The organism is Pseudoalteromonas sp. NSLLW218, assembly GCF_015864775.1.
In the GTDB taxonomy this organism is placed as follows: domain Bacteria; phylum Pseudomonadota; class Gammaproteobacteria; order Enterobacterales; family Alteromonadaceae; genus Pseudoalteromonas.
The window spans coordinates 71,210-84,071 of record NZ_JADYWO010000004.1; the positions used below are offsets into that span (position 1 = coordinate 71,210).

At 38.3% G+C, this 12,862-nt stretch carries 11 protein-coding genes; 8 read left to right on the forward strand and 3 right to left on the reverse strand.

Translation table 11 applies throughout. The features are described from left to right. Positions 1 to 104 precede the first annotated feature (104 nt). Positions 105 to 392, forward strand: a complete 288-nt coding sequence (locus I6E80_RS07205; RefSeq protein WP_024598153.1) for a YcgL domain-containing protein — start codon at positions 105 to 107, stop codon at positions 390 to 392. Continuing rightward, positions 385 to 1,401, forward strand: coding sequence for a lytic transglycosylase domain-containing protein (locus I6E80_RS07210; protein ID WP_024598154.1), 1,017 nt, complete (start codon positions 385 to 387; stop codon positions 1,399 to 1,401). The genes I6E80_RS07205 and I6E80_RS07210 overlap by 8 nt, the downstream gene beginning before the upstream one ends. Positions 1,402 to 1,441: 40 nt before the next feature. Here the strand turns inward: I6E80_RS07210 and I6E80_RS07215 are convergent, their stop codons facing one another. Next, positions 1,442 to 1,987, reverse strand: a complete 546-nt coding sequence (locus I6E80_RS07215) for a GbsR/MarR family transcriptional regulator (protein ID WP_024598155.1) — start codon at positions 1,985 to 1,987, stop codon at positions 1,442 to 1,444. A 203-nt stretch (positions 1,988 to 2,190) separates the two neighbouring features. Here I6E80_RS07215 and adhP point away from each other — a divergent pair, with 203 nt between their 5' ends. Further along, positions 2,191 to 3,201, forward strand: coding sequence for an alcohol dehydrogenase AdhP (gene adhP, locus I6E80_RS07220; protein ID WP_076924691.1), 1,011 nt, complete (start codon positions 2,191 to 2,193; stop codon positions 3,199 to 3,201). Positions 3,202 to 3,269: 68 nt separating this feature from the next. Here the strand turns inward: adhP and I6E80_RS07225 are convergent, their stop codons facing one another. After that, positions 3,270 to 5,690, reverse strand: coding sequence for a TonB-dependent siderophore receptor (locus I6E80_RS07225; RefSeq protein WP_197185201.1), 2,421 nt, complete (start codon positions 5,688 to 5,690; stop codon positions 3,270 to 3,272). A gap of 247 nt (positions 5,691 to 5,937) precedes the next feature. Further along, positions 5,938 to 7,209, reverse strand: coding sequence for an amidohydrolase family protein (locus tag I6E80_RS07230; protein WP_197185202.1), 1,272 nt, complete (start codon positions 7,207 to 7,209; stop codon positions 5,938 to 5,940). Between the two features lie 154 nt (positions 7,210 to 7,363). On the opposite strand from I6E80_RS07230, the gene I6E80_RS07235 reads away from it, so the two are divergent. The 5 genes from I6E80_RS07235 to I6E80_RS07255 all read left to right on the forward strand — a co-directional run bounded on the left by I6E80_RS07235 (position 7,364) and on the right by I6E80_RS07255 (position 12,639). Beyond that, on the forward strand, positions 7,364 to 9,205 hold the full coding sequence (locus I6E80_RS07235) for a DUF885 family protein (protein ID WP_197185203.1): 1,842 nt from the start codon (positions 7,364 to 7,366) through the stop codon (positions 9,203 to 9,205). Between the two features lie 97 nt (positions 9,206 to 9,302). Beyond that, positions 9,303 to 9,815: a YcgN family cysteine cluster protein gene (locus I6E80_RS07240; RefSeq protein WP_024598160.1), complete on the forward strand. Its 513-nt coding sequence runs from the start codon at positions 9,303 to 9,305 to the stop codon at positions 9,813 to 9,815. After that, positions 9,815 to 10,333: an RNA methyltransferase gene (locus I6E80_RS07245; protein ID WP_024598161.1), complete on the forward strand. Its 519-nt coding sequence runs from the start codon at positions 9,815 to 9,817 to the stop codon at positions 10,331 to 10,333. The genes I6E80_RS07240 and I6E80_RS07245 overlap by 1 nt, the downstream gene beginning before the upstream one ends. 70 nt (positions 10,334 to 10,403) lie before the next feature. After that, complete coding sequence (locus tag I6E80_RS07250) at positions 10,404 to 11,297, forward strand: ABC transporter substrate-binding protein (RefSeq protein WP_197185204.1); 894 nt, start codon at positions 10,404 to 10,406, stop codon at positions 11,295 to 11,297. A gap of 85 nt (positions 11,298 to 11,382) precedes the next feature. Then, positions 11,383 to 12,639: a sugar MFS transporter gene (locus I6E80_RS07255; RefSeq protein ID WP_197185205.1), complete on the forward strand. Its 1,257-nt coding sequence runs from the start codon at positions 11,383 to 11,385 to the stop codon at positions 12,637 to 12,639. Positions 12,640 to 12,862 lie beyond the last annotated feature (223 nt).

The window sequence follows — 12,862 nt, forward strand, 5'->3', positions numbered from 1 at the left end:
CTGAATAAGGCCTTTATTGAAATTTCTAATCTAAATTTTCTAACTTATTATTACTCTCATGTTATAGTGTGCGGCATTGTTAAGCAAGAATTTATAGGGTCATAATGCTCACTGCTGTATATAAAAGTAAGAAAAAAGCGGATACCTTCTTATTTGTTGAAAAAAGAGATGATTTTAGTAAAGTTCCGGAACCTTTAATGACCATGTTTGGTCAACCTCATTACGTTATGATCATAAACTTAGCAAAACGTGAACGTTTAGGTGGGGCCGATTTAGAAACTGTAAAAGCAGCATTATCAAATCCTGATAAAGGCTTCTATTTACAAATTCCACCGCCAGAGGAAAACTTGCTAAGCCAATTACGAAAAGAAAATGGAGTTGATAGTGATTAAAAAACTGACCGTTTTATTATGTGGAGTCTGCTTGAGCGGCTCTGTAATGGCTAAAACACAAGCCGAGTTTCAAACATATTTAACTAATTTAAAGCAAGAAGCTATAGCTAAAGGTTATGAAGCTAAGCTTATTGATGATGCCTTTGCAACAGCAACGTATAAAGAAAAAGTGGTGTCGGCTGATAAAAACCAGCCAGAAGTAAAAGAAACGCTTGAAACTTATTTACCAAAACGTGTACCACAATGGAAAATTGACCGCGCTCGCAAACTTTATGCAGAAAATAAAGATGTGCTTGAACGAGTTGCTAAAGAGTTTGGTGTACAAGCTCGTTTTATAGTGGCACTTTGGGGACTTGAAAGTAACTTTGGCACTATTCAAGGTGGTCACAATGTTATTTCTTCACTTGTTACACTTGCTTTTGATGGACGCCGAGAAGCGCTTTATAAACGCCAGCTTTGGGCTGCACTGGATATTTTAAAATCGGGCCACATTACCTTAGATAAATTTAAAGGGTCGTGGGCAGGTGCTATGGGGCAAACACAATTTATGCCTACATCGTTCAACGCTTATGCGATTGATTACAATAATGATGGTCGCAAAGATATTTGGACTACAAAGGAAGATGCTTTTGCCTCAATTGCTAATTACCTAAAGCAAGAAGGGTGGAACGACTCTCTTACGTGGGGTCGCCAAGTCCAATTACCTGAAAACTTTGACAGTAAATACGTTTTAGTACGCGGTACTAAAACACGTAAGCAGTGGTTAGAATATTGGAATGACTCAGAGCGCTCATTAGCTGATTGGCAAGCACTAGGAGTTCGTAAAGCTGATGGTTCTGATTTACCTAATGTAGACGTACGTGCTGCACTGGTTATGCCTGATGATATAAATGGCCGGATGTACTTAGCGTACGATAACTACAAAGTGTTTATGCACTGGAATCGCTCGTATTACTTCGCTACTAGCGTAGGTTATTTGTCGGATAGAATTGGTTATCCAAAAATCTAATTTTTAAAACGTGCATATAAATAAAGCCGCAATTGCGGCTTTATTCTTTTTTGAATATCTTATCTTTTAAGTCAATAACTTTACCAATTCCTGAACCTAGCTTCATCAGTTTATTAAGTTGCTCTGGCGTTAAACGTTGCAGCTCTGATGACCATTTAGTGACGGTTTCAAGTAGGTTATGTATTTCACCCATTTGTTTTTGGGCATAAAGTTCATCCTCGTTCACAGCTTCATCTAACAGGTTATCACGCAGCAAGCTTAAGGTAGGGTCAATCTCACGTTTTTTACGTTCTTCAAATACGCGATTAGCCATATCCCAAATATCACCAGCAGGGGCGTAGTACTCTTTTCGATCGCCAGGAATATGCTGCACTTTAATTAATTGCCACGATTGCAACTCTTTAATACCCATGCTTACATTACCGCGAGAAATACTAAGCGCATCTGCAATCTCATTTGCTGTCATAGGATTTTTAGTAATAATCAGCAAACCACACATTTGCCCAATTGTACGATTGAATCCCCAGCGGCTGCCCATCTCACCACAATGCATTACGAAGGCAAAATTCTTTTCGGATAAACTCATAGCTTAGTAACTTTCAGTAATTTCAGAAAGTAAATGCTAGCACGCTCATTTTGGATAGCAAGTTCTTAGCCAGTTAATAAATTATTTTTAACGACTAAAGTATGATTTAGATTAATATTTATACATCTATATTGGGGTATGTTGTACACAACAATACGTAAATAAATCCTTTTTTTTATTTTTTCAAATACGATGGAATGACTATGAAAGCTGCAATTAATAATGAATACAAAGGTAAATTACAAATAACAGACCTGCCAATTCCTGAGGTTGGAATAAACGACGTTTTAGTTAAAATAGCTGCCTGTGGTGTTTGTCATACTGATTTACATGCATGTCATGGTGATTGGCCGGTAAAGCCAAAAATGCCATTAGTACCAGGGCATGAAGGTGTCGGTGTTATTGATAAAGTTGGTAGCAACATTAAGCACTTAAAAGTTGGCGACAGAGTTGGTGTGCCTTGGCTTTACAGCGCTTGTGGACACTGTGAGTTTTGCTTAGATGGTAAAGAAACACTGTGTTTATCGCAGCACAATACTGGCTATTCTATAGATGGTAGCTATGCGGAGTATTGTTTAGCGCATGGCGATTACGTTGTAAAAATACCAGAAGGTCTTGGATTTTCAGAAGCTGCTCCGTTATTTTGCGCAGGTGTTACAACGTATAAAGCATTAAAAGTTTCCGGTGCTAAACCTGGGCAATGGGTAGCGATTGTTGGTGTGGGTGGTCTTGGGCATTTAGCCGTGCAATACGCTAAAGCAATGGGTTTTAATGTAATTGCTGTTGATACAGGTAAAGAAAAGCTAGCGCTTGCTAAAGAGCTTGGCGCAGATATAACCCTCGACTTTAAAGAAGTTGTACCCAGCGAAGCTATTTTTGAACAAGTAGGTGGCGCACATGGCGTTGTGTGTACTGCGGTGTCAAAAGCTGGGTTTGAACAAGCTTATAAAAGTGTACGCCGTGGTGGTAAGTGTGTATTAGTGGGATTACCTCCAGAGGATATGCCGCTTCCTATTTTTGATACTGTGCTTAATGGCGTGTCAGTAGTGGGTTCTATCGTTGGTACGCGTAAAGATTTGCAAGAATGCTTGGAATTTGCCGCTCAAGGTAAAGTAAAAGCAATCATAGAAGAAAAACGCTTAGAGGATATTAACGAAATTTTTGACGATATGCTCAAAGGTGAAATTAACGGTCGCATAGTGGTTACTATTTAATTAAATAGCCATAGCAAAAAAGCACGGCTTGTGAAAATACAAACCGTGCTTTTTAATCATCTAAACTATCAAAGCGTGTAACTAAAACTTAGTTTTGCATTACGCTCTTCGCCTGGCATGCCACCTAAAAACATAGCTTTTGAGTAATACTTTTTATTAAACAAGTTATTTAAGTTTAACTGCATATGCCATTTATCAGTGGTGTACGATACCGCTGTATCGTAAGTCGTGTAACTTGGTACATAACCATCAGGAATCGAGAACGAACTCGAATTAGTACTTCTGTTATCTACAAAGGTAATACCACCACTTATATTCACAGCTTCAGGTAAGTTAAACATATCTGCGTAGTAAGTTACCCATGTGCTTGCTGTTACGTAAGGCACACCTTTTTGGCGTGTATCATAACTGCTGCTATTAGGATTACTTTTGTCACGTGCATCTTGATAAATACCGTTTACGTTAACTTTCCATTTATCATTTAAGTAAGCGTTTAAATCAAGTTCAATACCTGTTGTTTCTTCTTTACCATCATAATAGCTTTCAGGCACATTTGAGCCTGATGTTAACGCATCATAAAGTGGATTTGCGTATTCTAAATTAGTACGAGAGCTTTCAAATATAACAACAGAAGCCAGTAATTGATCATCAAACGCTTTAAATCTAAAACCTAAATCGTTACTCATTGATTCAGAATCTTCTCTGTCTGCTTCATTACCCGCAACAGAGCCTAATACACTGTACGCAGTACGACCTTTTGAATGATTTACAAATACAGATAAATCTTCAGATGGCTGGTATGTTGCACCTAGGTTATACGTTAAGCCAGAATCTGATGTACTCGCTTCAGGTGTTGGCTCTGCGCGGCTCGAGCTATAGCGCTCATCTACACCAAAGTGCTCGTAAGTTTGCTCAATGCGGTTATATGCTACACCAATACGCGTTGTAAGCTCTTCAGTAAGATAACCAACATGTTGAATGCCTAAACCCCATGCTTGTACTTTTTTATTGTAGTCGCTGGTTTTAAGTGGATCGAAGTCATCAAAGTTGCCAGATGGCCAATTTGGTTCTCTTATATCGTAAATATATGGCAATGATCCTTGGTACGTTACATCACCAGCATCGTTTGTGAGTACGTAATCTTGATCCCAAATTGAGAATTGTTTAAAACGAATATCTCTATCTTCGTAGTTGGCGTTAACAAGTAATTCGTTATCTACGTCGCCTAGCATAAAGTCATAACGTAAATCTAAAAAGTACTGCCACGATTTTTCATCTGCTTCTACTTGGCGGTATTCTTGGCGGCGTGCTGCATATGGATAAAGTACACCGTCTTCAACTAATGGAGCACGAGGGTCGTTATTAATAATTCCATCACGAGTAGAGTAAACGTAGTTATAAGCACCTGTTTGGCGCGCAAAACTTGATGTGTAGTTACGGTACTGTAGTTGCTGGTTTAAAAACAAATCGTCAGTAATGTAATAGTTATGCGTTAATTTAAAACGCAGCTCCTCACCTTCGTTAGCATCAGCCATTGGCGAAATTATACCGTTTGTGCCAAAGCTATATGGCGTTAAGCCATCTGATGCAGATAATGAATTAGCTAGCTGGTCGCGTTGTGCATCACTTAACTGTACGCCGCTTCCTGTCGGATCGTTTACTAAATCTGCACCGGTTACTTCACCCGCGGTTAAACCGTTTGCAGTTTCTGCGTTGTAAATACGAATAGGGTGACCAATAGAATCAACCGCTATTTCATCTTTTATATATGCTGCAGAAAGCATGATGTTTTGTTTGTCGTTAAGCACGTATTTAAGCGAGGTATAAATTTCGTCGCGATTTTCTTTTAAATCGCGAAAGCCGTCACTTGACGCTGTTTTAGCCATCACACGGTAGGCCAAATCATCTGTTATAGCGTTAGTGCTATCAAACGCTAATGAATAGCTATCCCACTGGCCAATCTCAGCCGATACTTTGTGTTTTTCTTCAAACTCTGGTTTTTTTTCAATTAGGTTAATTACGCCACCCGCACTACCAATGCCATATAAACCCGTTGCTGGGCCTTTTAAAACCTCAACAGATTCAACATTTGTAAGTGAACGAGTCGGGTTAAATGTATTACCTAGGCCTGCACCACCATACATACCATCGTAGGTATAGTTTGCATCTAAACCACGAATTACTAAGTTATCACCAATACCGTAGTTATTACCTGCTTGTGTTAAACCACTTACGTTTCTAACTAAATCTTGCAGGCTATCTACACCTTGAGATTCAATAAGTTCACGGTCAATAATAACAACCGGTGCAGGTGTTTCCATTAAAGACATGTCTGATTTAGTAGCAAGACCAGAGCTCATCACCACGCGGTTTTGTTTTTCGTATACGCTGATGCGTTCAATATCAGAGTCAGCTGTAGTATTTTGGGCAAATGCCATATTTGCATTTAAACAAGCAAGAGTAATAAGAGAGTACTTAAACGGTTTCATAGAGTGATAACTATTCGCGTTATTGAATTTGCGCGAATGATAATGGTTATTGTTTTTAAAGTGAATAAAAAGTTCACTTTTTTTTATTAAATAGAACTGTTTGGATGATTAATAATCAATGATGAAGTTTTATAAGGTTATATTGTTCCTTTTATGTGAATTAAGGGCTAGTAAGACTAAGTAATCTTAGCCTTACTAAACGAGAGAATTGTAATTTTCAAAGGTCAACACGCCTTAACGTTTACAATTAATCTTTATAAACAACACCGGCTTTCATTACAAAGGGGACTGACTCTAAGGTTTTAATATTTTTAAGAGGGTTTGCTTTTACAGCAATTATATCTGCTACAAATCCGGTTTTAATTTGTCCTAACTGAGCATCCATTTTTAATAACTTAGCGCTATTAATTGTGGATGCTTGAATAGCTTGCAGTTCTGTCATGCCAAATTCAACCATGCGGCTAAACTGTTTTGCATTATCTCCGTGCGGGTAAATTGCTGCATCCGTACCAAATACCATTTTAACACCTGCTTTTACAGCACGGCTAAAGCTATCACGTTGCCTTTTAGATACTTGGCGTTCTTTATCGAGGTTTTCTTCATCTACACCGTTTTGCTCGCCATAAGTTAGAGTGTATTCGGTATTGTAAATATCCATAGAAAGCCAAGTTCCATGCTCTTTGGCAAGAGCAATGGCTTCATCATCTAGAAAGCTGGCGTGCTCTACGCTATCAACACCTGCTTTAATTGCTGTTTTAATCCCGCTTGTACCGTGTGCATGAGCTGCAACTGGTAAATCTCGCATATGGGCTTCATCAACAATGGCTTTCATTTCTTCAAAAGAATACTGCTGTGCACCTACTTTAGTCCCTTTTGAAAATACGCCACCTGTGGCACAAAACTTAATAGCGTTTGCCCCGTATTTAATGTTTTCGCGTACTTTTATACGGGCAGCCCACGGACCGTCGGCAACACCGCTTGAAGTGTATTTAAGCTCAGGAGGTAGTCGGTTGTTATCACAGTGCCCACCAGTAATTCCAAGTGATGGCCCCGCAGCCCAAATACGAGGGCCAACTATGTCACCCGCATTTATACCGTCACGTACCGCTATAACGCTGTAACCTTCAGCGCCAACATTACGTACTGTTGTAAATCCGGCTTCTAATGTTTTTTTAGCAAAATAAGCGGCTTTAATCGCCATACGCGGTACTGACTGGCCTAAACGTTCGCTGCGTGGAACCGTAGGGTCGCTTGTTAAATGCACATGCATATCCATTAAACCTGGCATAAGGGTTAAATCAGGTAGTTGAATATGTTTATCACCTTTAACCAGCGTTGGTTTTTTATTTTGTTCAATATTAGTGATCACGCCATCATCAATAGTAATCAAGGGCGATTTAATGAGTTTGCCATCTTCAACATCAACCATGGCTTTAGCCGATAGGTATGTTACGGCATGGGTATTAAAAGTGGTTAAGCAAAGTAAGGCAATAGAGGTGCTGAGTAGTTGTTTTTTCATTTAATTTTTCTTTTAAGTCATATTTGAATTAATAGAAATGTAACAAGCTCAGATAAAAGTGCAAATTTAATACGATGAACGCAATCTATCGTAATTACTTTATTAAGCACGGTTTAATGCGCATAATCAAAAAACGATATTAAAAAGGATTATCATGAAATCAATTAAATTAGCATTAGTTGCCAGTGGCGTTATGTTTGCTTTAAGTGGCTGTATGAATACTGGGCTTAGTACAAACACTAATACCAGTACGCAGCTAAACACAGTTAACGCATCGGCAGGTATTGTTTCAGAGCTTTCGGCAGAGCAACAACTCGATGTACTTGTTGCACAGTATTACGATGAATCGCTCACATATAGCCCCATTAGCGCAACGTATAATGGTCGTAACGAGTTTAACGATCAATTTACGCCTGAGATTTCAAAAGAAAATAGAGCTAAAAAAGCGGCTTTTTATAAAAAATATCAACAGCGCTTAAACTTTATAGATGAAGCACAGTTAACAGGGCAATCGCTTTTAAGTTTTGAAATATTAGAGCGCGACCTTGCACTTAAATTAGAAGGTATGCAGTTTCCTGATTATTTACTACCAATTAACCAGATGGCAGGCGCGCATAACACCTTTGCAGGTTTTGGTTCAGGTCAAAGTGCTCAGCCGTTTAATACAGTTGAAGATTACACGGTTTTTATCTCGCGCAGCGAAGGTTTTGTAAAGTGGCTTGCCAGTGTAGAGCGCTCAATGGCACAAGGTATTAAACTAGGTATTACGTTACCAAAACTACTTGCTGAAAAACTGCAGCCACAATTTGCGGCTCATGTAGTTAAAAATGCTGAAGACTCACTATTTTTGGGACCAATTAAAAAATTACCAGAATCGTTTAGTGCACAGCAAAAGCAAAAAATTACAGCGCAGTATCGTCAATTGATTACGCAGCACTTAGTACCGGCTTATAAAGGCATGAGTGACTTTTTAGCTAATCAGTATATTCCTAATAGTCGAGAAAGTGTTGGTTATAGTGACTTACCAAACGGTAAAGCATGGTATGAATACCAAATTAAGAAAAACACGACGCTTAGCTTATCTGCAGATGAAATTCATGACATTGGATTAAGTGAAGTGTCGCGTATTTTAAGCGAAATGAAAAAAGTAAAAGAAACCGTAGGATTTAAAGGTGAGTTATCTGAATTTTTTGACCATTTACGTGATTCAGATGAGTTTTACTACAACTCGCCTGAGGAGCTAATTGCAGCATACGAAAATGTTAAGAAAAAAATAGACGCACGTTTGCCTCTGCTTTTTAACATTGCACCCAAAGCACCTTACGTTGTAAAAGCAGTTGAAGCATACCGAGCGCAGTCGGCAGCAGGTGCATCATACGCATCTCCGGCACCTGATGGTTCTCGCCCTGGTATTTTTTATATCAATGCTTATAACTTAAAAGCGCAGCCTAAATTTTTACTCGAAACTTTATCGATTCATGAAGCAGCCCCAGGGCATCACTTTCAAATAGCACTTCAACAAGAAATAGAAGGCTTACCTGATTTTCGTAAATTTGGTGGTTACACTGTGTTTGCAGAAGGTTGGGCGCTTTACGCAGAGAGCTTAGGCAAAGAGCTAGGCTTATTTACCGACCCTTATATGTGGTACGGGCGTTTATCAGACGAGCAATTACGCGCAATGCGTTTAGTGCTTGATACTGGTTTTCATGCGAAAGGGTGGACGCGTCAACAAGGTATAGACTACATGCTTGCTAACTCATCTATGGCAAAGAGCGATGTAATTGCAGAGGTTGAGCGCTATATTGCATGGCCAGGACAAGCGCTTTCTTACAAGTTAGGGCAATTTAAAATTCAAGAATTACGTGATTTTTCTAAAAAAGAACTCGGTAATAAATTTGATATTAAAGCATTCCATACGCAAATATTAATTGATGGCGCATTGCCAATGCCAATCTTAGAGGAAAAAATTAAGCGTTGGGTTAAATCTCAAAGCTAATTTGTAGCGTAAAGCCAGTACTTTGAAAGGGTATTGGCTTTGCGCCATTTACAGCAATACGGTAGAATGCGCGCTCTTTAGGGGGCACGAGTAAACTATGTTTGATCAACAATTAGCAAATACACAATTTTGGCTTAAAAAAAGCTTAAGCGACATGAGTCAAAACGAATGGGAAGCCATTTGTGATGGGTGCGGAAAATGTTGTTTAAATACGTTTATTGATAGCGAAGATGAAGACGAATTTACAGCTACCGATCAGTTACGTGAAGGTGAACAATTAATATTTACTAATATTGTATGCCAGTATCTTGATAACAACACCTGTGGTTGTAGCGAGTACGAAAACCGCCAAACGCTTGTTCCTTCTTGTGTAAAACTCACAAAAGAAAACCTTAAAGACATCTTTTTTATGCCACAAAGCTGCAGTTACCGTCGTTTACATGAAGGTCGTGGTTTGGCTTCTTGGCACCCATTATTAAATAGTGGCGATAAAACAAAGATGCATGAGCTAGGTATTTCTGTAAAAGACAAAACAGTAAAAGATTGTGATGTAAAGCTTGATGATTTTGATTTATACATTGCAGAGTGGCCAACAAAGGACGCTGATTAATGAATAAGTTAAAAGCGAGTATTGGTTTAATTAACCCTAAAAGCCCGACAAATGTTGGCGGTGTATTGCGTGCAGCAGGCTGTTATGACGCCAAACAAGTGTTTTTTACCGGTAATCGTTACTTAAACGCCAAAAAATTTCATACCGATACTAAGAACGCACTTGAGCGTATCCCTTTAACCGAAACCGATAGTCTAGAAGCGGTAAAACCAGAGGGTGCTACCGTTGTTGTCATTGAGCTTATTGAAGGGGCAACGCCACTTCCTGAGTTTAAGCATCCTGAAAATGCATTTTATGTATTTGGCCCCGAAGATGGCTCTGTACCAAAAGACGTTTTAAAGTGGTGTGATGAAGTGGTATATATTCCAACTATTGGCTGCATGAACTTAGCGGCTACCTGTAATGTTGTTTTGTACGATCGATTAGCTAAATTAGGCGGCGTTGAGAGCAGCGATACAACAATTATAAGCTCGCGCGATACAAATAATAAAATGAAATGGGAAAAAGCATCTAATTAAGATTTATTAGTGCAAAAGGTTTAGTTGTAACTAAACTTAAAAACATGATTAATCACAAATAGATTCTAAAATGCGCTGGTTTTATTTTATATTATTACTGACAAGTAGTAATTGTTTTGCTGAAACATCAGTTGAGTATTATCAAAATGGTACTCAACATGTTTTAACTGGACATTACCACAAATCAGGAGTGCTCTATGAAGCGAAAAATCCCAAACAAACACTCCATTTAGCCACACTCGATTGGCCTCCTTATATTGGTAATAATTTATGTAATAAAGGCTGGGTTTATCAATTTTCAATAGCTCTACTAAATAGTAAGGGCTACAGCGTATATATAGAATTTTTGCCTTGGGCAAGAGCTGTACGAAATGTAGAGCTAGGCAAAGCTGATATATTAATGCCTGAATATTTTATAGAAGATACAGCCCCCTCCGATTATGTTAATGGTAAAACACGTCGAGAATTACTCGGTTTATCAAATTCGTTTAAAGGTGGCGAAATTGCATTTTTAAAAAGGAAAGGCGATTCAGACCGTTTCACTGGAAACTTAAAATCGCTTAAAGGGCAAAAGATTGGTGTTGTTCGAGGGTATCAAAATACGCCTGAGTTTGATGCTATGATGGACAATGCTGAGTTTGAAGTTATTACCTCTGTTGATGATTTACAACTTGTTCAGCTCCTGGTTGCTAAACGTGTTGATTTGATTATAGGCGACCCTCAAGTTCTTAAATTCTCAGTGACTTACTCTTCTTTAACTAAACCTGAAAAACAATCTTTGCTTTCTTCCATTGAGCAAGAAAGCATTTCTTTGCAATACAATCCTTTATATTTTGCTATTAGTAAGCTTACACCTAAATGGCTTTTAGTCTTAGATGACATAAACGAAGGGCTTTATCAGTTCCATAATAGTGGTGAGATAGACCGTATTATCAATACGACCAATACTCAATGCAAATCATAAAATTGGAACGTTCCTTTGTTGCACTGACTAATTTATATATAAACATGTAGAATCGTTTTCAACTTGTTAATGGAGTGAAAACGACGTGAGTGAAATAAATACAAATCAATCATTCGCGGTCAACGAACAGCCAAATAAAAATTACCTGTTTCCACTGACTGCAATGACGACCCTATTTTTTTTATGGGGTTTTATTACTGTTTTAAACGATGTACTAATACCACGATTAAAAGGTGTATTTGATTTAAGCTTTTTTGAAGCGATGCTAGTACAGTTTTGCTTTTTTGGTGCTTATTTTATTGTTTCTATCCCTGCGGGTATTTTAGTTAAGCAGTTTGGTTACAAAAAAGGGATTTTAACCGGTTTAATTGTGGCTTCAATTGGCTGTATGTTGTTTTACCCTGCTGTTGTAGTACATGAGTATTGGCTATTTTTAGGCGCTTTATTCGTACTTGCCGCTGGTGTAACGGTACTTCAGGTTTCTGCTAACCCTTATGTTGCTGCTCTTGGGCCTGAAAAAACAGCTTCTTCTCGTTTAAATTTGGCACAAGCACTTAATGCGCTTGGTACTACTGTTGGGCCTTATGTAGGTGGTTTATTATTTTTTGGTACAGCAGGTAGTCTAGCCGCTTCTGCAGCAACTGCTGAGTCTGTAAAAGTTCCTTACTTAATGCTTGCTGGCGCATTATTGCTTATCGCTATTATATTTGCCTTTATAAAGCTTCCAGAAATTGAAGCCCATAAAGAAGAAAATAACGCGGCAGTAGAATATCGTTCATTAACTCAAGCACCGCACTTAACTATGGGTGTACTTGCTATATTTTGTTATGTAGGCGGGGAGGTTGCCATCGGCAGCTTTTTAGTAAATTACTTTGGTGAGGCACACATAGCAGGGCTTGAAGAGCATACCGCGGCCGCACTTATTAGTTATTATTGGGGCGGGGCAATGGTAGGGCGTTTTATTGGCTCTGTTTTATTACAAAAAATAGCGCCTTCTAAGGCTATCGCATTTAATGCATTTAGTATTATTGCGCTATTATTGATCACAATTTTTACTCAAGGTGACGTCGCTTTATATTCAGTTTTGGCAATTGGTTTATTTAACTCAATTATGTTCCCGACTATATTTTCGGTTGCTATCGAGCGACTAGGATCATTGACTAGTAAGGGTTCTGGTTGGTTATGCTTAGCTATTGTAGGGGGGGCACTTGTACCATTACTGCAAGGGTTTATAGCTGACACAGTTAATATACAACAAAGCTTTTTTGTACCATTGGTGTGTTATGTATTTATAGCATGGTACGGATTAAATGTTGTTCGCTTAGCAAATAAGTGGAAATAACAGACTATACAAAAGTGACTGAATACGTATTCAGTCACTTATAAAGCTACATTTAATAGGAACGTTCCACAAGTAATTAATACGAGTCATAATTTATCTCAATATTAGTCAGTTACCCCCTACAGCCTTTTGTTTTTTAATCCTTTATCCTTATTTTTATCTAATAATCTAGTCGCAAGCCTTATTTATTAGGACATTTTGCTAAATTTTTGCTAAAACTGTA